21 protein-coding genes are annotated in these 23,572 nt (G+C 61.7%); 14 read left to right on the top strand and 7 right to left on the bottom strand.

The features are described 5' to 3' along the window. Positions 1-122: 122 nt before the first annotated feature. A complete protein-coding gene (locus HALO32_RS00695) occupies positions 123-1,574 on the top strand; it encodes an anion permease (protein WP_151441858.1) in 1,452 nt (483 codons plus the stop codon). A 255-nt stretch (positions 1,575-1,829) separates the two neighbouring features. Here the strand turns inward: HALO32_RS00695 and HALO32_RS00690 are convergent, their stop codons facing one another. The 4 genes from HALO32_RS00690 to HALO32_RS00675 form a co-directional block, all read right to left on the bottom strand. Beyond that, positions 1,830-2,270, bottom strand: a complete 441-nt coding sequence (locus HALO32_RS00690; RefSeq protein ID WP_151441857.1) for a DUF411 domain-containing protein — start codon at positions 2,268-2,270, stop codon at positions 1,830-1,832. After that, the gene (locus HALO32_RS00685) at positions 2,267-2,419 is read right to left on the bottom strand and encodes a phosphate/phosphite/phosphonate ABC transporter substrate-binding protein (RefSeq protein WP_151441856.1); all 153 of its coding nucleotides are present in this window, start codon (positions 2,417-2,419) and stop codon (positions 2,267-2,269) included. Before HALO32_RS00685 ends, HALO32_RS00690 begins: the two co-directional genes overlap by 4 nt. A 76-nt stretch (positions 2,420-2,495) precedes the next feature. Then, on the bottom strand, positions 2,496-2,801 hold the full coding sequence (locus HALO32_RS00680) for a hypothetical protein (RefSeq protein ID WP_151441855.1): 306 nt from the start codon (positions 2,799-2,801) through the stop codon (positions 2,496-2,498). A 136-nt stretch (positions 2,802-2,937) separates the two neighbouring features. Further along, complete coding sequence (locus HALO32_RS00675; protein WP_151441854.1) at positions 2,938-3,537, bottom strand: Spy/CpxP family protein refolding chaperone; 600 nt, start codon at positions 3,535-3,537, stop codon at positions 2,938-2,940. A gap of 211 nt (positions 3,538-3,748) precedes the next feature. Between HALO32_RS00675 and HALO32_RS00670 the strand changes: the two genes are divergently transcribed. From HALO32_RS00670 to HALO32_RS00635, 8 genes are all read left to right on the top strand, one after another. Continuing rightward, entirely contained in the window at positions 3,749-4,243 is a 495-nt protein-coding gene (locus tag HALO32_RS00670; protein ID WP_151441937.1) for a cupredoxin domain-containing protein, read from the top strand. Positions 4,244-4,252: 9 nt separating this feature from the next. After that, a complete protein-coding gene (locus tag HALO32_RS00665; RefSeq protein WP_151441853.1) occupies positions 4,253-4,918 on the top strand; it encodes a response regulator transcription factor in 666 nt (221 codons plus the stop codon). Then, entirely contained in the window at positions 4,899-6,233 is a 1,335-nt protein-coding gene (locus HALO32_RS00660) for a sensor histidine kinase (protein ID WP_151441852.1), read from the top strand. Before HALO32_RS00665 ends, HALO32_RS00660 begins: the two co-directional genes overlap by 20 nt. A 71-nt stretch (positions 6,234-6,304) precedes the next feature. Next, positions 6,305-8,110, top strand: coding sequence for a copper resistance system multicopper oxidase (locus HALO32_RS00655; RefSeq protein WP_151441851.1), 1,806 nt, complete (start codon positions 6,305-6,307; stop codon positions 8,108-8,110). A 9-nt stretch (positions 8,111-8,119) separates the two neighbouring features. After that, the gene (locus HALO32_RS00650) at positions 8,120-8,890 is read left to right on the top strand and encodes a copper resistance protein B (RefSeq protein WP_151441850.1); all 771 of its coding nucleotides are present in this window, start codon (positions 8,120-8,122) and stop codon (positions 8,888-8,890) included. 220 nt (positions 8,891-9,110) lie between these two features. Next, the gene (gene lgt, locus HALO32_RS00645) at positions 9,111-9,920 is read left to right on the top strand and encodes a prolipoprotein diacylglyceryl transferase (RefSeq protein WP_151441849.1); all 810 of its coding nucleotides are present in this window, start codon (positions 9,111-9,113) and stop codon (positions 9,918-9,920) included. A 122-nt stretch (positions 9,921-10,042) separates the two neighbouring features. Beyond that, entirely contained in the window at positions 10,043-10,324 is a 282-nt protein-coding gene (locus tag HALO32_RS00640; protein WP_225809607.1) for a cation transporter, read from the top strand. Positions 10,325-10,387: 63 nt separating this feature from the next. Next, positions 10,388-11,716 carry an APC family permease gene (locus HALO32_RS00635; RefSeq protein WP_151441847.1) on the top strand — a complete coding sequence of 443 codons (1,329 nt, stop codon included), beginning with the start codon at positions 10,388-10,390 and terminating at the stop codon, positions 11,714-11,716. A 394-nt stretch (positions 11,717-12,110) separates the two neighbouring features. Here the strand turns inward: HALO32_RS00635 and HALO32_RS00630 are convergent, their stop codons facing one another. From HALO32_RS00630 to HALO32_RS00620, 3 genes are all read right to left on the bottom strand, one after another. Continuing rightward, a complete protein-coding gene (locus HALO32_RS00630; RefSeq protein WP_151441846.1) occupies positions 12,111-12,371 on the bottom strand; it encodes a DUF2933 domain-containing protein in 261 nt (86 codons plus the stop codon). Then, entirely contained in the window at positions 12,368-14,920 is a 2,553-nt protein-coding gene (locus HALO32_RS00625) for a heavy metal translocating P-type ATPase (protein ID WP_225809606.1), read from the bottom strand. Before HALO32_RS00625 ends, HALO32_RS00630 begins: the two co-directional genes overlap by 4 nt. Positions 14,921-15,048: 128 nt before the next feature. Further along, positions 15,049-15,507 carry an ATPase gene (locus tag HALO32_RS00620; RefSeq protein ID WP_151441844.1) on the bottom strand — a complete coding sequence of 153 codons (459 nt, stop codon included), beginning with the start codon at positions 15,505-15,507 and terminating at the stop codon, positions 15,049-15,051. A gap of 313 nt (positions 15,508-15,820) precedes the next feature. On the opposite strand from HALO32_RS00620, the gene HALO32_RS00615 reads away from it, so the two are divergent. The 5 genes from HALO32_RS00615 to dgcA all read left to right on the top strand — a co-directional run bounded on the left by HALO32_RS00615 (position 15,821) and on the right by dgcA (position 23,543). After that, entirely contained in the window at positions 15,821-18,139 is a 2,319-nt protein-coding gene (locus HALO32_RS00615; RefSeq protein WP_151441843.1) for a heavy metal translocating P-type ATPase, read from the top strand. A gap of 250 nt (positions 18,140-18,389) precedes the next feature. Further along, entirely contained in the window at positions 18,390-19,529 is a 1,140-nt protein-coding gene (gene gbdR, locus HALO32_RS00610) for a choline metabolism transcriptional regulator GbdR (protein ID WP_151441842.1), read from the top strand. 194 nt (positions 19,530-19,723) lie between these two features. Further along, the gene (locus HALO32_RS00605) at positions 19,724-20,701 is read left to right on the top strand and encodes a dipeptidase (RefSeq protein WP_151441841.1); all 978 of its coding nucleotides are present in this window, start codon (positions 19,724-19,726) and stop codon (positions 20,699-20,701) included. A gap of 211 nt (positions 20,702-20,912) precedes the next feature. Further along, positions 20,913-21,458, top strand: a complete 546-nt coding sequence (locus HALO32_RS00600; protein WP_151441840.1) for a DUF5943 domain-containing protein — start codon at positions 20,913-20,915, stop codon at positions 21,456-21,458. A gap of 12 nt (positions 21,459-21,470) precedes the next feature. After that, on the top strand, positions 21,471-23,543 hold the full coding sequence (gene dgcA, locus HALO32_RS00595) for a dimethylglycine demethylation protein DgcA (protein ID WP_151441839.1): 2,073 nt from the start codon (positions 21,471-21,473) through the stop codon (positions 23,541-23,543). Positions 23,544-23,572: the final 29 nt, after the last annotated feature.

Genomic DNA, 23,572 nt, shown 5'->3' with positions numbered 1-23,572 from the left:
AAGGCTTTGCCTGAAATATTAGTTGGAAAGAGCAGCATAGCTTGACCAAGATCAACTAGAGTTTTCAGATGACCACCTACTATCAATTTTTTTACCAGCGCTAAAAACTGGAAAAATTTGCCATGTCCTCTCGAATGAAGCTGTTTTTACCGCTCCTCGTGGCCATCATCGTGGCACTGTTGCCAGTACCCGACGGGCTGCAACCCCATGCCTGGTACTTCTTTGCCATTTTTCTCGGCGTTGTCGTCGGGTTGATTTTCGAACCCTTGCCAGGGGCGGTAATCGGTCTGATCGGTATTGCCGTCGCAGCCTTGTTGGCGCCTTGGGTGCTGTTCACCCCCGAGCAACTTGCCGATCCAGGGTTCAGTTCTTCCGGGCGCGCCTTCTCATGGGCGGTGTCCGGCTTCACCAACTCTACGGTATGGCTGATCTTCGGTGCCTTCATGTTCGCCCTCGGTTACGAGAAGACCGGGCTGGGTCGTAGGATAGCGCTCTGGCTGGTCAAGACCATGGGGCGGAGGACCCTTACGCTGGGGTATGCGGTGATGCTTGCCGATGTGTCGCTGGCTCCCTTTACGCCATCCAATACGGCGCGTAGTGGGGGCACCATCTACCCGGTGGTACGCAACCTTCCCGACCTCTATGACTCGCATCCGAACGAGGCGAGCAGCAAGCGCATCGGCAGTTTCTTGATGTGGACAGCGATTGCTTCGACCTGCGTGACGAGCTCACTCTTCTTGACCGCATTGGCGCCCAATCTGCTGGCCGTGGCCCTCACCGAAACCGCCACGGGTATCCGCATCGGCTGGGGGGAGTGGTTCATGGCAGTGGCGCCGGTCGGTATCCTGCTGCTGCTGGTGACGCCGCTATTGTGCTACTGGCTATGTCCGCCGGACGTCAAGTCGGGGAATGCAATACCTGATTGGGCGGCCGGGGAACTCAAGAAACTCGGTGGCCTGACCCGTAACGAAATCATTCTGCTCTGCCTGGTGGTCATGGCATTGGCACTGTGGATCTTTGCCAGCGCCGTGGTGTCGTCGGCCCTGGTAGGGATTCTCGTTATCTGCGCCATGCTGATTCTGGGTATCCTCAAGTGGGATGACATCCTCGCCAACAAGGCGGCATGGAATACCTTCTTCTGGTTTGCCACTCTGGTGGCTCTGGCTGGAGGGCTCAATCAGGTAGGATTCGTGGAGTGGTTCGGCCTCCTGGTCGGCGCTCGCATCAACCACTTCGATCCCACGATGGCGATGATCGCGCTGACCGTGATCTTCTATCTGTTACATTACTTCTTCGCCAGCGTCACTGCCCATACCACTGCCTTACTGCCGGTCATGCTGGCGGCGGCGTCAGGCATCCCAGGCATCGACATGCACATGTTCGTGCTCATGCTGCTGCCGACGCTTGGCATAATGGGTATTCTCACGCCGTACGCCACTGGTCCTAGCCCCGTCTACTACGGCAGTGGCTATATCCCCGGCCCATTGTATTGGCGTCTCGGGGCGATTTTCGGGCTGGTGTTCCTCCTGGCGTGGCTGGCAATTGGTGTGCCCTGGCTGTCGCTGATCCGATGAGACATCGAGGGTAAGGTTGTCGAACTTCTCGATCGGGAACGGCACTAAACGAAGTTCACTGATATCCCGAGGCAAACAGGCGCCTCCTACCTCTTCGATAACGTGAACTGCCCCCTTCGAGGAAGGGCGCGGTAACGCCAGCCTGCTGGCCACGGCCGAATAGCGTCGCCAACTCCTTTCACGGCAATGAAAACGCCCCCTACCTTGGGGGCGTTTTAGGTCTGCTGGTTGAGTAAGCCGTGGAAACAGCCTCTATCAGAGCGTCATGAAGTCGGATTCCTGCCGGTCGGTGAACTGATAGACTTCATAGGGCGACTGCTGCGAACCGGGCATGCCGGGGGTGCCGATGGGCATCCCGGCCAGGCCGATGCCATCGATATCCGGCTGTTCCTCGAACAGCTTCTCCACCGCCGCCAGTGGTACATGGCCCTCGATCACGTAGCCACCCATCTCGATGGTGTGGCAGGAGCCGAGTCCGTAGGGGAGGCCAGAGGCTTCCTTGATCTGGCCGAGATCCCTGTCGTCGATGACGGTTACCTCGATGCCCATCTCCTCGAGATGGTCGGCATAGCCATCGCAGCAGCCGCACTGGGGGTTCTTGTAGAGGGTGGCTTCCGCCGGCAGGGCAGCCTGGGCAGTACCGGCACCCAGCAGCAGTGCGGCGGAGAAGAGCAGGGTGGGAGTGAAGCGGTTCATGAGCGGTCCTCCTTGGTGTGCCGGGAAACGAACAGGTATTTGAAGAGGGCGGCGATGCCCAGGCCTATGAGCAGCAGGAAGGCGAGCGGCATCAGCCAACCCATCCAGCCCATCGAGCCCATGAGGGCAAAACAATCGGTGGTCATCATGGTGTGACTCCTGACGAGGGTGCAGGGAAATCCGGTGGCGGGCAGAGGGCCAGCGTCACCGTGGAATCGCAAGTCGTCAGGATCTTGGAGGCTGGTGCGGGGGTGGGAAGAAATACTCGACCACGGCCGGGGTGGCTGTGCCGGCCTGGGTGTCAGGGTGCTCGCTGGTAGCGAGGGACGATGCCGCAACGGCCGCACAGGTCCCGCACTCCGGATCGGTGTTATCCACCATCTCGACCTGGGCCGTCGTGCAATCGGAAGCACAGGCGTCCATGGCCGCATGGCCGGCCAGGCTGGTCAGCGACAACAGCATCGCGAGCAGCAACGCCAGCAGGCGTCCTCCTCGGGTGCGATGCAGCGGTCTGGCCTGAAAGCCGGTCATGGCGAATTCCTCATCGAGACTCTGTCATTCTGCGCTGACCTGGCTGGATCCGACATTGATCCAGCGCAAGGAGTCTGCATCTGTTTGCCCTGGCGAGAGCGCCCGCCTGGTAGCAGGCGTCCTCACCAGGGAGCCATCAGGGAGCATTGCGGCGATTGGGCATTCCCTGCTGCAATTGTTGGCGCTGCTCGTCGGTCAGCAGGTCCTGCATCCGATTATGCATGCGTACCCTGTCCGCCATCATCTCGCCGTGGAGAGCGGCCATTTGACCATGCAGTGCCTGGATCTCCTCGGGATCCGGTCGCTCTGCCTGCATCAACTGCATCATGTCGTCACGCAGGTTCATCATTTCGCCCATGCGCTCGAAGTGGGCAGAACGGAACTCCCTGCGCATCTGTTGCAGAGAATTTTGCTGCTCCTCATCGAGGATGCCGGCCATACCGCCTTGGCCTCCCATCATCATGCCGGGCCCCATGCCGGGCCCCATGCCGCCTTGGCCGCCCATCATCATGCCGGGGCCCATGCCGCCTTGGCCGCCCATCATCATGCCGGGGCCCATGCCGCCTTGGCCGCCCATCATCATGCCGGGGCCCATGCCGCCCTGGCCGCCGCCCATCATGCCGCCCTGCTGCATGCCCTGCCCTTGTTGCATACCTTGAGCAGAAGCGGCACCGCTGACGGCGATCCCCATGCTGGCGGCCAGAACGATGGCGAGAAACTGCTTGTGATTAACCATGATATTTCCTCTCATCTTGCTGATGGTAGAGACGCTATCTTCCCCGATGGGGGAAGACGAGACTATCTTCAGCTATTAGCTTACAACCTATGGGTAACACTCAGGTCAAGGCGTTTGATCCCGCGAAACCCTTTTGACCAGGTTCAGTCTCATTTCAGGTTGTTGCGGTACAACCGTGTTTACCCTGATACGACACAAAGAGGTACCCTTGATGCGCAAGACCCTATTGGCTCTGGCACTGGGCCTGACCACGACGGCTGCTTTCGCTGCCCCCGGGCACGGTGGCTCTCAACCTTCGGTGAGCGATGCCGACATCGATCGCACCATTCGCTTCGAGGCGGGTGATATGTGGTTCGATCCCGAGGGGATCGAGGTGGAACCGGGCGAGACCATTCGCTTCGAGGTCATCAACACCGGTAATATCGAACACGAATTCGTCATCGGCGATGCCCAGGCCCAGGAGGTGCATCGCGAGATGATGCAGGCGATGAGCGGCAGCCACGGCGACGCTCATGCAGGACATGGCGGTCACGACATGGCTGAAGGGGAGCATGGCGGCGAGATGCCTGCCGTGACCATTGCCCCCGGTGAAACCGCCGATCTCGTCTGGACCGCTCCCCGCAACGTGGGACGCCTCGAATACGCCTGCAATATTCCCGGGCATTACGAGTCAGGCATGTCGGGGAAGATCGACTTCCAGGGGTGAAGCGCCTTCATGAAACTGTTGCTGCTCGAGGATGACGACCTTCTCGCCGAGAGCCTGGACGAGTGTCTGAAGGACAACGGTTACCGTGTCGACCTGGCCACATCATTGAGCGTGGCCAGGTCGCTCATGGCAACCGAGCGCTACGAACTCGCGATCCTCGATCTCGGCCTTCCCGATGGTTCCGGGCTGGATCTCCTCAAGCAGTGGCGCAAGGACGGCCATGACCTGCCTGTACTGATCCTCACTGCCCGCGACACCTGGGAAGACAAGGTGGTCGGCCTAGAAGGCGGTGCCGATGACTACCTGACCAAGCCTTTCCACGAAGCCGAGCTCATTGCCAGGGTGATGGCACTGCTGCGCCGAAAGTCCGGACACCTGACCGCGGAGCTGACGCTCAATGGCGTCTCGCTGGATGAGGCGAATCAGTGTGTCCGCGTCGATGGCGGCACCTGGCACACCCTCACCGGTACTGAATTCCTTCTGCTGCGCTACTTCATGCACCACCCTGGACATGTCCTCTCCAAGGACCAGCTGCTCAACCAGCTTTACGCCCTGGATCAGGATGCTGCGGCCTCCAACCTCATCGAGGTATATATCGCGCGACTGAGGCGCCATGTGGGCAAGTCGATCATCCAGACGCGGCGCGGTCAGGGCTATGTCTTCGATGCAGGTTGATCGGCGCAGCCTGCGTATACGCCTGCTGGCCTGGCTATCCGGTATTGCCCTGGTCGTGACCGTGATCACATGGCTGCTGCACGGCATTCTGCTCAAGGATCTGGCGCGCGAGTTCCTCGGTGCGCGTCTCGAGCGTGAAGCCGACCATGCTGTCGAACAGCTTCGATACGATTACCTTTCCACCGCCGCGGTGCTGAAATCAGCCAGCCGGGGCTTCCAGATCTTTCATCACCTCTATGTGTTGCGGATCGGTGATGACATCTCGGCCTCTGACTCGCGCTGGCAGGAGGAACTGCAGTTCCTGCTCGACGAGTCGAACGAAGTGCTCGTCGAAGTGCGGCAAGGACAGCAGCATCTGCTGCTCTACCGGCGGCCCTTCTCGCTTGATGGTGAGGAGGGGGTGCTGCTGATTGGAGAGGATTTCTCGCAAGTGGAAGCCGGGCTCCACCGATTGCACTGGTGGGTCGGTGGTATCGCCGCAACCCTGCTCGTCCTGCTGGTGGCTCTCAATCTGCTGGCGGTCAACCGCGGCCTGGTGCCGCTGTCTCGGTTGCGCGACCAGTTGGGTGAGCTGCGTACGGGTGAACGTGAACGCCTCTCGCTGGACGTGCCCTCAGAACTGGACAGCCTGGTCGTGCAGCTCAATCGTTTCATGGATGAGATCGACACCCGATTGCAGCGCTCCCGCGACTCGGTAGCCAACCTTTCCCACTCCTTGAAGACGCCGCTGGCGGCGGTAACCCAGGTACTGCGTGGCTCTCGCCCCATCGATACCACGCGCCGGCAGCGATTGGTGGCGCGTCTTGAAGAGGTCCATGCGCAGTTGGATGCCGAGCTGCGATATTCGAGAATCGCCGGTCCTCACGCAGGCCGTATCTCCGAGTTGAGCCGCGACGGCTCTCGGCTGGTCGAGATGTTCCGCGCTCTCTACCCCGATAAGCGCTTCCACCTGATCCTGCCGGACCGCCAGGACCAGCGTATTCCTGTCGAATCGCAGGACCTCTCCGAGATGCTCGGTATCGTGCTGGACAACGCTGGCAAGTGGGCCGCCCGGGAGGTTCGCTGCCGGATGTGCCTGGATGATCGTCTCACCCTCGTCGTTGATGATGACGGGCCGGGGGTGCCCGAAGCGGAGCTTCCCCGTCTCGGCCAGCACGGTCGGCGGCTGGACGAGGGGAGACCCGGCTACGGCCTGGGCCTGTCGATTCTCGATCAGCTGTTGACGCGATATGCCGGGCGGGTTCGGTATTCGCCGAGCCCGCTCGGTGGCCTGCGCGTGGAGATCACGCTACCGCTAGGTGAATGCGTGCCATGAGTACCCGTGTTCAGCCGTGATTCAGCTTACCCCGTCAAGATGCTGTGACCAGACATTGACGGGAATCACACATGGCAAGATCCAGAGTCATCACGCATCCGCTGTCGCGCCGGCAGATATTGAAAGGTGGAGCGGCGCTGGGGCTGGGATCAGCGGCCGCGCTTGGCCTGCGTCCTAGCTGGGCCAACCCCTGGGGCCAGACCAATGTCTATTCCAAGGGAGTCGAAGATGGCCCGGAGGTGGCGCTTGCCATCCGTCGTGAGTCGATTCCGATCGCTGGCCAGCAAGCCCGTCCGATCAGCATCAACGGCACCAGTCCCGGGCCGATGATCCGCCTCAAGGAGGGCCACGATGCCGTGCTGCGGGTCACCAACCTGCTCGACGAACCCACCTCCATCCACTGGCATGGCCTGATCCTGCCGCCGGGAATGGACGGCGTACCGGGGGTGAGTTTTCCCGGCATCGCGCCGGGCGAGACCTTCACCTACCGCTTCCCGGTGCGCCAGAACGGTACCTACTGGTATCACAGTCACTCCGGCCTTCAGGAGCAGCTCGGTCATGCCGGCCCGCTGATCATCGATGCTGCCGAGCGTGAGCCGTTCCGCTATGACCGTGAGCACGTGTTGCTGCTCACTGACTGGACCTTCGAGGAGCCGACGTCGGTCTTCCGCAACCTGAAGACCGCCGAGGGCTACTACAACTTCCAGGAACGCACCATCGCCGACTTCTTCGCCGACGTGCGTGAGAAGGGCGTTGCCGCTACCGCCGAGATGCGCGGGATGTGGGCGAAGATGCGCATGAGTTCCCGCGACATTGCCGATGTCACCGGCAGCACCTACCGCTACCTGCTCAACGGCCACTCGCCCGAGGAGAACTGGACGGCCCTGTTCAAGGCCGGTGAGCGGGTTCGCTTAAGGGTGATCAATGGCTCGGCCATGTCCTACTTCGACGTGCGTATTCCCGGGTTGAAGATGACCGTGGTGGCGGCCGACGGCCAGCCGGTGCAGCCGGTGCCCGTCGATGAGTTTCGCATCGGAGTGGCCGAGACCTACGACGTCCTGATCACGCCCGAGGACGACTCTGCCTATACCCTCTTCGCCGAAGCCATGGATCGAAGCGGCTATGCCCGCGCCACGCTCGCGCCACGCGAAGGGATGGCCGCCGAGATTCCCGAGCGTCGCCAGATCGCCGATCGTGGCATGGAGGCCATGGCAGCCCATGGGATGGAAGGCATGGATCACGCCAGCATGCCGGGCATGGATGACGCGGGCATGGCAGGCATGGACCACTCCAGCATGCAGGGCATGGATCATTCCAACATGGCGGGCATGGACCAAGCCGATGCGCAGGGCATGTCGGCGGAGCGCGGCAGGATGAATGCCAACGGCATGCTGGCGGCGGGCGCGGCGCAGCCCGGGTCTCGCTACGATCAGGCCGGCATCGGCATCGATTCCGGGGAGCATCGGATGCTGGTTTACCGCGATCTCAAGGCCTTTACGCCCTGGCCGGATCGCCGTGAGCCGGAGCGTGAACTGGAGTTGCACCTTACCGGCAACATGGAGCGCTATATCTGGTCCTTCGACGACAAGAAATTCAGCGAGGTGAGCGGACCCCTTCACTTCAACAAGGACGAGCGACTACGCCTGATCCTGATCAACGACACCATGATGGAACATCCCATTCACCTCCACGGCATGTGGATGGAGCTCGAGAACGGCCAGGGCGAGCTGATTCCGCGCAAGCACACCCTGAATGTCAAACCGGGTGAGCGCGTCTCGGCGCTGATCACTGCCGACGCCGAGGGCAGCTGGGCGTTCCACTGTCATCTGCTCTACCACATGGATGCCGGCATGTTCCGGGTCGTCAAGGTCTCGTAAGGAGAAGGCATGAATACCAGAATAGCCATGACCGTTGCCGGTGTCCTGCTGGCCACAGTCACGTTTTCCGTTGCCCAGGCAGAGGATGGCTACGATGCCCCGGCCGGCTGGCCGTCACCGGTCGTGGAACACAGCATGGGTATGGCGCTGTTCGACCGTCTCGAGTACGCCGTGCCCGACAAGGGGCACGATGAACTGGTCTGGGACTTCCAGGCCTGGTACGGCGGTGACGTCAACCGGGTCTACCTAAAGTCCGAGGGCGAGAACGTCCAGGGCGACGGCGAGAGTGCCGAGTTCGAGTCACTGGAGTTGCTCTACAGCCGGTCGGTCGCCGACTTCTGGGAGCTCCAGGGAGGCATCGGCTACCAGGGCGGCGTGTTCTCGGGTGACCATGCCGAACGCACCTATGGGGTGATCGGCCTGCAGGGAGTGGTGCCATACGGCATCGAGACAGATGCGGCGATGCAGGTCAGCGATGAAGGCGATGTCTCGGCGAGCGTCGAGGGAGAGTATGACCTGCGACTGACGCAACGCTTCTACCTTCAGCCACGTACCGAAATTTCCGTCGCGGCCAGTCAAGTCGAGGAATTTGGCATCGGCAAGGGACTCAATTCTGTTCGTCTCGGGATGTGCCTGGGCTACGAGATGACCCGCCGCTTCGCGCCCTACATCGGTGCTTATTGGCAAAAACAGTACGGCGATACCGCCGATCTTTCGCGTGCCGATGGTGATGCCACCGAAGATACCGGGGTCGTGGCGGGAGTGAAGCTGTTGTTCTGACAGCCAACCTACCCGCTTGATGCGGGCGGCGGAAGGTAGTGATTCCTGATGGTCACCCCTTTGCATGGCGTTGATCTGCATCAGAATTTGATCGGTCTGGATTCAGGATGTTTTCAGGTAGTGGTTCCAGACTGGCAGTGACCTGGAGCCCTTGCGGTCGTTTACATCGACGTTGGCAGGGTCAGGAGCATCGGCGACCAGCGGTCACGAGGAGCGTGTCATGATGCCATATCCCCAAATCGATCCCGTGGCATTCTCCCTCGGACCGGTGCAGCTTCATTGGTATGGCCTGATGTATGTAGTGGGGCTGACAGCCGCCTGGTGGCTGGGGCGACGGCGGGCACATCGCCTCGGCCTGACCCACGACGATATCGATGACCTGATCTTTTATGGCGCCCTGGGTGTCGTCATCGGCGGTCGCCTGGGCTATGCCCTCTTCTACGACAGCGACGCGTGGCTGACCGATCCCTGGTGGCTGCTCAAGGTCTGGGAAGGAGGCATGAGTTTCCATGGGGGCCTTGCCGGCGTTCTAGTGGCCGCGTGGCTGTTCGCTCGGCGTCACCGTCTGGTCTACCTTCAACTGACCGATTTCATTGCGCCGCTGGTGCCGATCGGCCTGGGTACCGGACGTCTCGGTAACTTTATCAACCACGAGTTGCCGGGGAGGGTCAGCGATTTGCCCTGGGCGATGGTCTTTCCCCCCATGATGGGGTTGGGATCGGAACCCCGCCACCCCTCGGCGCTTTACGAGTTTGCCCTGGAGGGCGTGGTGCTGTTTGCCCTTCTGTGGTGGCTCTCACGGCGACCGCAGCAGCAAGGCATGATTTCCGGGCTTTTTCTACTTCTGTATGGCGCTTTCCGCTTCACCGTCGAATTCGTGCGCCTGCCCGATCCTCAGCTGGGCTTCATCGCCTTTGACTGGCTGACCATGGGGCAGCTGTTGACATTGCCGATGATGGCAGCAGGAGCGCTCCTGGTCATCAGTGGGCATCGTCGCCAGCGAGCCATGGTTGTTTCATCGGAGCACTGAGCCAGGTAATTGCCATGGGGGACATGGGAAAACATTAGCGATATTGCATTTTTGGGAGAATTCTCATTGCACACAGAGAGCATCGCTTGGGAGTGTCTGAAACTACCTTGGTGAAACGTCACTTGAAGCTTGATTCCAGTGACATCGATGCGATTAAATCGGCCGTTGCGGATATTGATGAGCTCTACGGGATCGATAGTGTTTCGTATGATGATCAGAAGCGAAAGCTGCACTTGGCCTATGATGCCTTACGCCTCTGTCTCGATTGTGTTGAAGAAATTCTGGAGAAACATGCTGTCAAAACCAGTCATGATTGGTGGAATCGCTTCAAGGAAGAGCATTACCGATTTGTCGATCAGAATGTGAAGGAAAATGCCAAGAAGGAACCTTGGAGCTGTCACTGATATGCATTGCCAAGAATCTTGACGTATTGGGGGCGAAATTCACCCCAGGGAGCGAGAAAGTCAATGGATAGAACGCCACAGTATAAACAGAACAGCCTTTCCCTGATTGGCGCAATTGCCCTGGGCACCGGCGTCATGATTGGCGCTGGTATCTTTGCCTTGACCGGACAGATGGCTGAAATGACGGGAGAGTTTTTCCCCTTGGCCTTCTTGTCAGCGGCGCTCATCGTCTCCTTCAGTGCTTACTCCTATGTGAAGATGTCCAATGCATTTCCCTCGGCCGGCGGCATCGGCATGTACCTCCAAAAGGCGTACGGGTCGACACTTACCACCGCTTTTCATGCGCTCTTGATGTACTTTTCCATGGTCATCGCCCAGAGCTTCCTGGCGAGAACCTTTGGCTCCTACACACTAGAGCTTTTCGATGTAGAAAACAGGTCACTGCTCGTTCCACTATTGGGCGTTGCCCTGCTGATATCCGCTTTCTTGATCAACCTCTCTGCCAACAAGTTGATCCAGGGCGTTGCGTCAGCACTCGGGTTCGTCAAGATTGGCGGGATAATCCTGTTTGGGGTCGTTGGTGTCATGGTGGCGGACTCCGTCGGCATGGAAACCTCTGCGTCGGCCCCGGAGGGGTCGCTCTCGGACTTCCTGGGCGCGACCGCCTTGGGAATTCTGGCCTTCAAGGGGTTCACGACGATTACCAACAGTGGTTCGGAGATAAAAGACCCCCATCGCAACGTCGGCAGGGCAATCATGATATCGATCGCGCTTTGTGTCGTGATCTATGCGGTGGTGGGATTTGCCGTGGCGAGCAACTTGTCTCTGACAGAAATCATTGAAACACAGGATTATTCCCTTGCGGCGGCTGCGCGGCCGGCTCTTGGAGAGGCCGCTGTCTGGTTCACCGTCATTCTTGCCATGCTGGCCACCGCGGGGGGTATCATAGCCAGTATATTTGCGGTCTCACGCATGCTGGCCATGCTGACGGAAATGAAGCTGGTACCACATCGTCACTTTCATATGCCAGGCAGCATCCAAAAGCATACCCTGGTCTATACGGTCGTGCTTGGCCTGATCTTGACGGCATTCTTTGACCTTGGTCGTATCGCGGCGCTTGGTATCATTTTCTATTTGATTATGGATATAGGTATCCATTGGGGGGTGTTGCGTCATCTGCGTAAGGCAGTTGATGCAAGTGCAACGGTGTTAGTGATTGCTATTTTCCTGGATGTAGTCGTGCTGGCAGGCTTCCTTTGGGTGAAGGCTACGACAGATTCTTTGGTATTAATTGTTGCTCTTGTTGTGATGGTGGCAATCTTGATTGCCGAGCGATTCTTTCTGTCTCAGAAAGGGAGTTCTGACTTAACCGAGAACACGCATTCTCATTGATTTTTAAGGATAGGGGTCTTAGCGATACGGACCCTTGGTGATCTGATTGACTGGACACGGCAAGGAGATCTTCCGGGGGAGTTTTCGATTTCCATGATCAGGTGACGAACCTCAATTCATAACCCGGTTGGAAAGGCGGAAATCCCTGAAGCAAGGGAGCTACTTGAATTCCTTTTTGAGCTGGATCAGCACGCAGTGATGCGCCTTGTTCGTCAGGCAGGGTGATTGAATAATCTGTAAGAAAATGATGTCTGAATCTGCTAGAGCTGCCTGATCGCCACCGTCGGCATAAAAACCGTCCGTCCTGACTATGCCTGATTGAAATGCCAGTATGGCATCGGCGCTGCATGTCTGGCACCGATATCGTTTGGGCCTTTTTAGCTTTTAGCTTTTCTTATACATCCTGGTCACGTTGATGATGCCCGGTATGACGGTGCATCAGGAAGTGCATGCCGAGACAGAGGGCCAGGGGCAGCACCAGCCAGGCGCCGCTGCTCAGTGATTGACCGCGCCACATGAAAAGCAGCACGGCGCCACCCATCAGCACCATGCACCCGGTCATCATCCATTTATGGAGCGCCCCGGCATGGGGTAACGGCTGACCCTGTGATTCGGCCTCTTCCGAGGATTGTTTGGTGGAATCTGGCTGTGTCATGAGTGGCCCCCTTTGGCTTGGGACTGGGTCGATTGGGCCGGAGTGGATTGCTCACCTCCGGGTTGCTCGCGAGCATAACGCCGCTTGAGCAGCAGCGAGTTGCCGATCACCGAGAGGGAACTGGTGGTCATGGCGATGACGCCGATCATCGGGTGCAACAGGCCGATGGCAGCGATGGGGATGGCCGCCACGTTATAGGCGCTGGCCCAGATCAGGTTCTGGACGATCTTGCCGAAGGTGGCGCGGCTGAGGTGCATGGCATCCACCACAGCGGTGAGCTCGCCGCGCACCAGAGTCACATCCGCCGCCTCGATGGCCACGTCGGCCCCGGCGCCGATGGCGATGCCCACGTTGGCCTGGGTGAGGGCGGCGGCGTCGTTGATGCCGTCGCCGACCATGGCCACATGGTTGCCGTGCTTCTCCTGCAGCGCGCGGATGGCATCGACCTTGCCTTCCGGCAACACGCCGGCCTGGACCTCGTCGATGCCCACCTCGTCAGCCACGGCGCGGGCGGCACGTTCGTTGTCGCCGGTGATCATCACCACGTGCAGGCCGAGGTCATGCATACCGCGAATCGCCTCGATCGACTCCTGCTTGAGGGTATCGGCCACGGCGACCAGGCCCACGGCCTTGCCGTCGGCGGCGACGATGACGACGGTGCGACCCTTGTTCTCCAGCGCCTGCATGTCATCGGCCAGGGCGTCGAGGCCGGTTACGCCTTCTTCTTCGAGTAGACGGCGATTACCGATCAGCACCGTTTCGTCGCCCACCTTGCCCGAGACACCGCGCGCGCCGGTGGAGCGGAATTCGCTGACCTCACCGGGTTTCACGTCGCGCTCCCGGGCCCCGTCGACGATGGCCCGGGCGATGGGGTGCTCCGAGGCGTTCTCCACGCTCGCCGCCAGGGTCAGAAGGTGTGACTCATCGACGCCTTCGGCGGCGACGGCCTCGGTGAGCTTGGGCTCGCCGCGAGTAATGGTGCCGGTCTTGTCGAGCACTATCACCTTGACGTCCTTGAAGGTCTGGATCGCCTCGCCGGAGCGAATCAGGATGCCGCGCTCGGCACCGATGCCAGAACCGACCATCAGTGCCGTGGGCGTGGCCAACCCCAGGGCACAGGGGCAGGCGATGACCAGCACGGCGATGGCGGCAAGGATCGCCAGCACCGGCGTGGAGGCATCGGGGTTCACCCAGGGCAGGAAGGTGGCGCCCCACTCGAGGATCGGCCGCAGGGCGTCAGGAAATACTGCCCAGGCAATCAGGCTGGCCAGGGCAATGCCCAGCACCGCCGGCACGAAGCGTCCGGTCATGCGATCGGCGAACTCCTGAATCGGCACGCGCGAACCCTGAGCCTGGTCGATCAGGCGCACTACCTGGGAGAGGAAGGTATCGCCCCCGACCCGCGTGGCTTTCACGCGCAGCCGTCCTTCCTTGTTGATGGTGGCACCGATCACGCTGTCGCCGGTGCTCTTGTAGACCGGTATCGACTCGCCGGTGGCGATGGATTCGTCGAGATGGCTCTCGCCCTCGACGACCTCGCCGTCGGTGGGGATCTTGTCGCCGGGCCGCACGATCATGATGTCGCCGGGAGCCAGTTCCTTCACCGGTACCTCGACCTCCTCGCCGTCGCGCTCCACGCGCGCCGTCTTGGCGCCCAGGGTCATCAGGCGGCGGATGGCCTGGGAGGCACGCCCCTTGGCCAGCGCCTCCAGATAACGTCCCAGCAGGTGGAAGGTCATGATGGTGGCGGCCATCTCGATGAACGAGGTCATGGGATAGACGAAGCCGACCAGGCCGATCAGGTAGGGCGGCAGGCTGCCCATGGAGATCAGCACATCCATGTTGAAGGTGCCGTTCTTCAGCGAGCGCCAGGTCGACTTGTGAGTGGCGATGCCGCCGTAGAGGAACACCACCGGAAAGGCCAGCACGGCGATGATGGCCAGGTAGCCGGGGATCGGCTGCCAGAACATGTGCGGCATCATCAGCAGCATGATCAGGGTGGTGGGAACCGCGGCGATGATCAGCCGCTTGCGGGCTTGGCTGAGGTAGGCCTCCTCGATCTCGGCGTCGCTGTCGGCGTCCTCCGCCTCGTCGGCCTGCACGGCGGCCACATCGTAGCCGGCCCCCTCCACGGCGCTCTTGAGCGCGTCGCCATCAGGACCATCACTGGCGACGGTCACCGATACTCGGTGGCTGGCGATATTGGTGTCGATCGATTCGACACCCTCGAGCCGCTCCAGGGTACTGCGGATGATGCCGGCACAGTGATCCGAGCCCATGCCCGGTACCGTCAGGCGAATCTGTTGCTTGGTATTACCGCCACTGACGGCGGCCACGTCATAGCCGGCACCCTCCACGGCTTCCTTCAGGGTCTCGCCGTCAGGCCCACCTTCTTCGATGCTCACGCTGACATGATGGTTGGCGATATTGGTCTGGATATTGCCCACGCCATCGAGGCGTTCGAGCGTCTTGCGCACGATACCGGCACAGTGGTCACTGCCCATACCGGGGACCGTCAGGGTGATCGTTTTCGGGGTCGAGTCGGTCAAATGATACCTCCTGTGGACGGAACCAAAGGGGCTGCCACACTGTGGTCGCCCAGACATCCTGGTGCTTCTATCGAAGCGGTTCAGTGATGGGCCTCCCCGGAGGCGGATGGTGCCTGTTGACCGCCCGGCTAAAGGTCCCGGGCCCGATTGGTCTGCTGGGACAGGCGCATCGCCTCGTGTTCCTCCAGCTTCAAGAGTTCGCGAACCAGGTCGCGAGCTTCAGGGATCTCGGCGCGTCCTTCCAGGTAGCGGTACAGCTCGAGGACCTGATCATGCAGCGCGAAAATTTCCCGGCAGATGTCTTCGAAGCTCATCGCGGCATAGGGGGAGCGACATGCCTCATGCGGGGCGATAGGGGCATGGGACAGGTAATCGTAGACCCAGGTATGCAGGGCCTTCGGGTCGGCCTGTTTCTCGAAGCCGGCTACGGCCTGTTCCAGGGTCGCTTCGTGATCCGCAAGGTACTCCAGCAACCACTTGGCCCGGGTTTCCTCCTGCCGGGTAGCACAGTGCTTCAGGCACTCTGCCAGATGGGCATGCAGCTGCCGGGTCCAGTCGATCAGGTCATGAAAAGTCTCGATCTTCATCCAACGCTCTCCCTTGAAGGGGTGTTCTATCGTCCTCACTCGACAGCCCCCGGCCGGAGAGGAAGTCGAGGGTCAGCGGAAAGGACCTGAAAGCCCAGCGTATCGCTACTCATCATTAAGGTCTTGACTACCCTCAACATAGGCGTAAAAGCTGAAATGAATCTGAATAGGCTGCTCAATCATGGCATTGGTCTCGACTATGTGCAGGGAGAGGCGCAGTGAGCACGGGTCTGGCATCGTTGCCGCAACGCTTGACCCTTGGGTAACCCAAGGGTTGTAGGCTGATACCCTCAATCGCGTTCAGGATGTCCCTATGTCTCAGCATGCTCATGCCAGCCATACGGTGAAGGATCCGGTCTGCGGGATGGATGTCGATCCGCACGAGACGGAGCACCGTGCCACCCACGCGGACACGACCTGGTATTTCTGTTCCGCGAAGTGCCAGGATAAGTTCGAGAGGGACCCCGAGGGGTATCTCGATGGCACGGCGTCAGCATCCGAGTCGGCACCGCCGGGCACCATCTACACCTGCCCCATGCATCCCGAGATTCGCCAGGAAGGTCCCGGTGACTGCCCGATCTGCGGCATGGCGCTGGAGCCCGAGACGGTCTCCGCCGATACCGGGCCCTCCGAAGAGCTGAAGGACATGACGCGGCGCTTCTGGATCGGGCTGGCCCTGGCTCTGCCGGTGCTGGTGCTGGAAATGGGCGGACATCTCTTCAGGCTCGATCACCTGATCGCCCCCCAGGTCTCGAACTGGATCCAACTGCTACTGGCCACGCCGGTAGTCGTCTGGGCCGGTAGGCCTTTCTTCGTGCGCGGCTGGCGCTCCATCGTGCAGCGCAGCCTCAACATGTTCACCCTGATCGCCATCGGTACCGGGGCGGCGCTGGTCTACAGCCTGCTGGCGACGATCGTGCCGGGCATCTTCCCCGACACTTTCCGTCAGGCCGATGGCTCGGTGGCCGTCTACTTCGAGGCGGCGGCAGTGATCGTGGTGCTCGTGCTGCTGGGGCAGGTCCTGGAGCTCAGGGCTCGGGAAAAGACCTCCGGGGCAATTCGCGCGCTCCTCGACCTGGCGCCAGCCACCGCTCGGCGTATCGGCGATGACGGTCAGGAGGAGGAGGTCTCCCTCGACAAGGTCGAAGTCGGCGATCGCCTGCGCGTGCGTCCTGGCGACAAGGTGCCCCTGGATGGCGAGCTGCTGGAAGGGCGCTCCAACATCGACGAGTCGATGGTCACCGGCGAGCCGCTGGCGGTTCGCAAGGAAGCCGGCGATGGCGTGATCGGTGGCAGCATCAACGGCCAGGGCTCGTTCATCATGCGTGCCGACAAGGTGGGCCGCGACACCATGCTGTCGCAAATCGTGCAGATGGTGGCCAGCGCCCAGCGCAGCCGGGCGCCCATCCAGGGGCTCGCCGACAAGGTAGCCGGCATCTTCGTGCCGGCCGTGATCCTGGTGGCCGTGGTGGCTTTCGTCGTCTGGTCGCTGTGGGGGCCGGCACCGCCCATGGCCTTCGGCCTGATTGCTGCGGTCAGTGTGCTGATCATCGCCTGTCCCTGTGCGCTGGGTCTGGCCACGCCGATGTCGATCATGGTCGGCGTGGGCCGCGGTGCCCAGGCCGGTGTATTGATCCGCGACGCCGAGGCCTTGGAGCGACTGGAGAAGGTCGATACCGTGGTCGTCGACAAGACAGGCACCCTGACGGAGGGCAAGCCTCGTGTGACCGAGATGGTAGCGGCGGAGGGTTTCGACGAGCAGTCGCTGTTGCGCTTGGCCGCGGGGTTGGAGCGCGGTAGCGAGCATCCCCTGGCGCAGGCCATCGTCGACAAGGCCAAGGAAGAGGAACTGACGCTGTCGGAGGCTACCGAGTTCGATTCTCCCAACGGCAAGGGCGTGACGGGGCATATCGACGGCCAGCGAGTTGCCCTGGGCAACCGCCTTCTGATGGAGAGCGAGAAAGTGGATCTGGCCGAGCAGGAAGAGGAGGCCGAGCGACTACGCGGCGACGGCGCTACCGTGATCTTCGCCGCGGTGGACGGGCGCCTGGCGGGGCTGCTGGCCATCGCCGATCCGGTCAAGGAGACCACCGAAGACGCCATCCGCTCCCTGCAGGCGGATGGCATCCGGGTCGTCATGCTCACTGGCGACAACCGCACCTCCGCAGAGGCCGTGGCGCGTCGTCTGGGTATCGATGAGGTGGAGGCCGAGGTGCTTCCCGAGGACAAGGGGCGAGTGGTACAACGCCTGCGCGACGAGGGACGCGTGGTGGTGATGGCCGGCGACGGCGTCAATGACGCCCCCGCCCTGGCGACTGCCGACGTGGGCATCGCCATGGGCACCGGCACCGACGTGGCGATCGAGAGCGCCGGCGTGACCCTGCTGCGTGGCGACCTGACGGGCATCGTCGAGGCACATCGCCTGTCGCGGGCCACCATGCGCAACATCCGCCAGAACCTCTTCTTCGCTTTCGTCTATAACGCCGCCGGGGTGCCGATTGCCGCCGGCATCCTCTATCCCTTCACCGGCATGCTGCTGTCGCCGATCATCGCCGCGGCGGCCATGTCGCTCTCCTCGGTTAGCGTGATCACCAATGCTCTGCGCCTGAGAATGGTGGCTCTGAAAACGTGATAAGGCCTGACGTCGAATCCGTACCGGGTATGGCCATGTCTGGGAGCGACTTCCAACCTCCCTGAACGCGACATCATTGTCGCTATCGACTGGCGAATCCCCGGCGGATAGGCAATTGTGACATGCCAGATCACGACGCCTTGCGGTATCTTCAGGAGTGGACTTGCCTGATAGCGACAGCCAGACCCCGGCGGGCGTCCGGATACGGACACAACAACAACCTGTGTACGACCCCGTACAGGAGTCCCCCATGACGTTCCCTCCCCAGGCGCCCAAGAAGCCGGCCGCCACCCAGGCCATCGGCTTCCTGCTGTTGGAAAACTTCACCCTCTTTTCCCTGGCCTCGGCCATCGAACCCTTGCGCATGGCCAACCAGCTGGCGGGTCGGGAGCTTTATCGCTGGTTCACACTGAGCCTCGATGGCGAACCGATCTCCGCCAGCGACGGCCTCAAGGTCACGCCGGATGCGGCGATCACGGTGCCGCTGGCGCTGGACATGGTGGTGGTCTGTGGCGGGGTGGGACCGGCGCGCGCAGTGCAGCGCGAGCATGTCACCTGGCTTCAGGGTCAGGCGCGCCTTTCCCGTCGGCTGGGGGGGATCTGTACCGGTAGCTGGGCGCTGGCCAAGGCGGGGCTGCTGGACGGCTACGAGACCAGCGTCCACTGGGAATGCCTGGCCGCCATGCGGGAGTCTTTTCCCCGCGCGCTGCTGACGACCCGGCTGTTCTCCATCGACCGCGAAAGGGCCACTGCCTCGGGCGGAACGGCCCCCCTGGACATGATGCTCACGCTGATCGGGCGGGATCATGGCCGCGAACTCGCGGCGGGCATCTCCGAGATGTTCATCTGTGATCGAGTTCGCGGGGAGCAGGACCAGCAGCGCGTCCCACTCAAGCATATTCTCGGTACGACCCAGCCCAAGCTGCTGGAAATCGTGGCGTTGATGGAGTCCAACCTCGAGGAGCCCATCGGGCTCGAGGAACTGGCGGCCTATGTCGGCGTGTCGCGTCGCCAGCTGGAGCGGCTTTTCCAGAAGTACCTGCTCTGCTCGCCGTCGCGTTACTACCTCAAGCTGCGCTTGACCCGCGCGCGACAGCTGCTCAAGCAGACCTCGATATCGATCATCGAGGTGGCATCTGCCTGCGGCTTCGTCTCCACGCCGCACTTCTCGAAATGCTACCGGGAGTTCTTCGGCCAGCCCCCTCGAGACGAACGGCTGGGCGCGAGTCCCGTCAGGTTGCCTATACCGGCGCCATGCGACCAGGTGGGCGCCAACCTGGAACTGCTGTCTTTCGAGGTTTATCCGGCCGAGCCGGTCTCCACGGCAGTCAAGGCTCTCGATCAGGCGCGTGGCGAGCCGACCTACGCCAGCGTACTGCTGCGCTCCTGACCGCTACCTTCCTCGCTTCTTCTGCACCACCCCTCACCATGCCGCCCCGTCACGGGGCGGCATGGTTTCGCTGTGCGTCGTGCCCGCGACAGTCATGACGTTTTTGGAATTCTCGTCGTCGTTTCCAGGCGCCGAGCCCCCGGGGGCTGGCGCTATGCTGCCGTCAAGTCGAATACACCCCCGGAGCGGCACACATGACCCCAAGAGAGCTGCACGACGACGCCATCGTCATCGATGGCCTGATCATCGCCAAATGGAACCGTGAACTGTTCGAGGACATGCGGCGTGGCGGCCTGACGGCGGCCAATTGCACGGTGTCCGTCTGGGAAGGATTCCAGGCCACGGTCGACAACATTGTCAGATCCAACGCGTTGATGGCCGAGTGCAGCGACCTCGTCCGCCCCGTGCGCACGACTGCCGACATCACTCGAGCCAAGGAAGAAGGCAAGACCGGTATCCTCTATGGCTTCCAGAACGCCCACGCCTTCGAGGACCAGATTGGCTACGTGGAGGTCTTCAAGCAGCTTGGCGTAGGCATCGTGCAGATGTGCTACAACACCCAGAATCTGGTGGGTACCGGCTGCTACGAGCGCGATGGTGGACTTTCCGGTTTCGGTCGCGAAATCGTTGCCGAGATGAATCGCGTCGGCATCATGTGTGACCTCTCCCATGTCGGCGAGACCACCTCGAGGGAAGTCATTGAGGCCTCCGAGAAGCCGGTCTGCTATTCCCACTGCCTGCCGTCCGGGCTCAAGGAACATCCGCGCAACAAGTCCGATGCCGAACTCAAGTTCATTGCCGATCGCGGCGGCTTTGTTGGCGTGACCATGTTCACCCCCTTCCTGCGCGCCGGCATCGACGCCACCGTGGATGACTATGTCGAGGCCATCGAATACGTGATGAACATTGTCGGCGAGGATGCCATCGGCATCGGTACCGACTTTACCCAGGGCCATGACCAGGACTTCTTCGAGTGGCTCACCCATGACAAGGGCTACGCCCGCCGCCTGACCCGCTTCGGCAAGATCATCAATCCCGAGGGCATCCGCACCATCGGCGAGTTCCCCAACCTCACCGAGGCGCTGCTGCGCCGCGGCTTCAGCGAGCCGCAGGTGCGCAAGATCATGGGCGAAAACTGGGTGCGCGTACTGAAAGACGTCTGGGGCGCCTGACGATACCTCCTTAGCGAGGGGCGCCGGGGGCAGGCCGAAGAGGAGGTCCGATTCCATGGAAGGAATCGGTAGCGTACAGGGAAGTATTCACAGCGCCTCCTCGATGGTCCAGCACCCCGGGGCCTGCCGCCGGATCAGCCTCGAGCGATGCCGGCAAAGGCGATGGCTTCGCAACTCCATAACAATCAGCAAGATTTCGAGGAACACGACCGTGACACAGATGGCCCCTGAACTGCCCATCGAGGTGGACGCCGAGACCGGCGTCTGGACCACCGACGCCCTGCCCATGCTCTACGTACCCCGGCACTTCTTTATCAACAACCATCTGGCCGTGGAGGACGCGCTGGGTGCCGAGAAGTACGCCGAGATCCTCTACCACGCCGGCTACAAGAGCGCCTGGCACTGGTGTGAGAAGGAGGCCGAACTGCATGGGCTCGAGGGCGTGGATGTCTTCGAACATTACATGCGGCGTCTCTCCCAGCGCGGCTGGGGGCACTTCATCGTTGAAGCCATCGATCTGGAGGCCGGCACCTGCCAGGTGCGCCTCGAACATAGCGCCTTCGTCTATCAGCTGGGCAAGGTCGGGCGGAAGCTCGAGTACATGTTCACCGGCTGGTTCGCCGGTGCCATGGATCAGATTCTCGCTGCGCGGGGAAGCACGCTGCGCACCGTCGCCGAGCAGACCCAGAGCGCCGCCGAGGAAGGCTGCGACGTGGGTCGCTTCGTCACCCGTCCGCTCGACACCCCCCGGGGCTGAGGAGTCATCACCATGGCATTCGATGCGATCTTCCAGCCGATCGAGATCGGCAAGCTCACCATCCGTAATCGGGTCGTCAGCACCGCCCACGCCGAGGTGCATGCCACCGACGGGGGCATGACCACTGAGCGCTACGTCAGGTACTACGAGGAGAAGGCCAAAGGCGGCTGTGGCCTCTGTATCTGTGGGGGGTCCTCGGTGGTTTCCATCGACAGCCCACAGGGCTGGTGGAGCTCGGTCAATCTCGCCACCGACCGCATCATCCCGCACTTCCAGAACCTGGCGGATGCCGTCCACAAGCACGGCGGCAAGATCATGATCCAGATTACCCACATGGGGCGCCGTTCACGGTGGGATGGCTTCGACTGGACGACCTTGCTGTCGCCCTCGGGCATCCGCGAGCCTGTGCACCGCTCCACCTGCAAGACCATCGAAGAGGAGGAGATCTGGCGCATCATCGGTGACTTTGCCCAGGCCGCGCGTCGGGCCAAGGAGGGGGGCCTCGACGGTGTCGAACTCTCCGCCGTGCATCAGCACCTGATCGACCAGTTCTGGAGTCCGCGGGTCAACAAGCGCGAGGATCAGTGGGGCGGAAGCTTCGAGAACCGCATGCGTTTCGGCATGGAAGTGCTCAAGGCGGTGCGTGCCGAAGTGGGTGACGACTTCGCGGTCGGCATGCGCATCTGTGGCGACGAATTCCACCCGGACGGCCTTTCTCACGATGACATGAAGCAGATCGCCGCCTACTACGATGCCACCGGTCAGGTGGACTTCTTCGGTGTGGTCGGCTCCGGCTGCGATACCCACAACACGCTGGCCAACGTCATCCCCAACATGTCCTACCCGCCGGAGCCCTTCCTGCATCTGGCGGCGGGCATCAAGGAAATGGTCAGCGTGCCGGTGATCCACGCTCAGAACATCAAAGATCCCAACCAGGCCCAGCGTATCCTCGAGGGCGGCTACGTGGACCTGGTCGGCATGACCCGGGCGCAGATTGCCGACCCCCACCTGATCGCCAAGATCAAGATGGGCCAGGTCGATCAGATCAAGCAGTGCGTCGGCGCCAACTACTGCATCGACCGCCAGTACCAGGGCCTGGACGTGCTGTGCATCCAGAACGCCGCCACCTCTCGGGAGTACATGGGCCTGCCCCATATCATCGAGAAGAGCGAAGGCCTCAAGCGCAAGGTGGTGGTGGTCGGCGGTGGCCCCGGCGGCATGGAGGCGGCTCGCGTTGCTGCCGAGCGTGGCCATGACGTCACCCTGTTCGAGGCCGCGGAGGCGCTGGGCGGCCAGATCACCATCGCCGCCCAGGCCCCGCAGCGCGACCAGATCGCCGGTATCACCCGCTGGTACCAGCTGGAACTGGCACGGTTGAATGTGGATCTGCGCCTGGGCACCCGTGCGGACGAGGCGACCCTGCTCGACCTGCGCCCGGATATCGTGGTGCTCGCCACCGGCGGCCAGCCCTTCCTGAGCCAGGTCCCGGCGTGGGGGTATTCGGACGATGCCGCGGAGAGCCTGGTGGTCAGCACCTGGGACGTGCTCTCGGGCAGGGTGGCACCGGGCAAGAATGTGCTGATCTTCGATGCCATCTGCGAATTCTCCGGCGTCTCGGCGGCGGACTATCTGGCCGACAAGGGCGCCAAGGTGGAGATCGTCACCGACGACATCAAGCCAGGGGCAGCCGTGGGCGGTACGACCTTCCCCACCTACTACCGTAGCCTCTACGAGAAGGAGGTGATCATGACCTCCGACCTCGCGCTGCATAAGGTCTATCGGGAAGGGGGCAGCCTGGTGGCGGTGCTCGAGAACGAGTACACCGGCGCCCTGGAGGAGCGGGTGGTCGATCAGGTGGTGGTCGAGAACGGCGTGCGTCCCGACGAGGCCCTCTACTACGCCCTCAAGTCGCAGTCCCGCAACAGGGGCCAGGTGGATCTGGAGGCGCTCTACGCCATCCAGCCCCAACCCTGCCTGAGCGAGGAGGGTGACGGCTTCCTGCTGTTCCGCCTGGGCGACTGCACGGCGCCGCGCAATACCCATGCGGCGATCTACGACGCCCTGCGGATCTGCAAGGACTTTTAAACCCAGCTGTAAGCCGGAAGCTGTAAGTG

The organism is Halomonas lysinitropha (genome assembly GCF_902500215.1).
Lineage (GTDB): Bacteria > Pseudomonadota > Gammaproteobacteria > Pseudomonadales > Halomonadaceae > Halomonas > Halomonas lysinitropha.
The sequence above is the reverse complement of the archived record's forward strand: the minus strand, read 5'-3'. Positions and strand labels throughout refer to the sequence as shown.

What these genes read in the sequence shown, in the direction of transcription:
- gbdR (WP_151441842.1), top strand. Translation starts at nt 18,390, where the DNA reads ATGACGTTCCCTCCCCAGGCGCCCAAGAAGCCGGCCGCCACCCAGGCC.
- HALO32_RS00675 (WP_151441854.1), bottom strand. Translation starts at nt 3,537, where the DNA reads ATGGTTAATCACAAGCAGTTTCTCGCCATCGTTCTGGCCGCCAGCATG.
- HALO32_RS00650 (WP_151441850.1), top strand. Translation starts at nt 8,120, where the DNA reads ATGAATACCAGAATAGCCATGACCGTTGCCGGTGTCCTGCTGGCCACA.
- HALO32_RS00665 (WP_151441853.1), top strand. Translation starts at nt 4,253, where the DNA reads ATGAAACTGTTGCTGCTCGAGGATGACGACCTTCTCGCCGAGAGCCTG.
- HALO32_RS00680 (WP_151441855.1), bottom strand. Translation starts at nt 2,801, where the DNA reads ATGACCGGCTTTCAGGCCAGACCGCTGCATCGCACCCGAGGAGGACGC.
- HALO32_RS00655 (WP_151441851.1), top strand. Translation starts at nt 6,305, where the DNA reads ATGGCAAGATCCAGAGTCATCACGCATCCGCTGTCGCGCCGGCAGATA.
- HALO32_RS00620 (WP_151441844.1), bottom strand. Translation starts at nt 15,507, where the DNA reads ATGAAGATCGAGACTTTTCATGACCTGATCGACTGGACCCGGCAGCTG.
- HALO32_RS00605 (WP_151441841.1), top strand. Translation starts at nt 19,724, where the DNA reads ATGACCCCAAGAGAGCTGCACGACGACGCCATCGTCATCGATGGCCTG.
- dgcA (WP_151441839.1), top strand. Translation starts at nt 21,471, where the DNA reads ATGGCATTCGATGCGATCTTCCAGCCGATCGAGATCGGCAAGCTCACC.
- HALO32_RS00690 (WP_151441857.1), bottom strand. Translation starts at nt 2,270, where the DNA reads ATGAACCGCTTCACTCCCACCCTGCTCTTCTCCGCCGCACTGCTGCTG.
- HALO32_RS00630 (WP_151441846.1), bottom strand. Translation starts at nt 12,371, where the DNA reads ATGACACAGCCAGATTCCACCAAACAATCCTCGGAAGAGGCCGAATCA.
- HALO32_RS00685 (WP_151441856.1), bottom strand. Translation starts at nt 2,419, where the DNA reads ATGATGACCACCGATTGTTTTGCCCTCATGGGCTCGATGGGCTGGATG.
- HALO32_RS00670 (WP_151441937.1), top strand. Translation starts at nt 3,749, where the DNA reads ATGCGCAAGACCCTATTGGCTCTGGCACTGGGCCTGACCACGACGGCT.
- HALO32_RS00615 (WP_151441843.1), top strand. Translation starts at nt 15,821, where the DNA reads ATGTCTCAGCATGCTCATGCCAGCCATACGGTGAAGGATCCGGTCTGC.
- lgt (WP_151441849.1), top strand. Translation starts at nt 9,111, where the DNA reads ATGATGCCATATCCCCAAATCGATCCCGTGGCATTCTCCCTCGGACCG.
- HALO32_RS00695 (WP_151441858.1), top strand. Translation starts at nt 123, where the DNA reads ATGTCCTCTCGAATGAAGCTGTTTTTACCGCTCCTCGTGGCCATCATC.
- HALO32_RS00660 (WP_151441852.1), top strand. Translation starts at nt 4,899, where the DNA reads ATGTCTTCGATGCAGGTTGATCGGCGCAGCCTGCGTATACGCCTGCTG.
- HALO32_RS00635 (WP_151441847.1), top strand. Translation starts at nt 10,388, where the DNA reads ATGGATAGAACGCCACAGTATAAACAGAACAGCCTTTCCCTGATTGGC.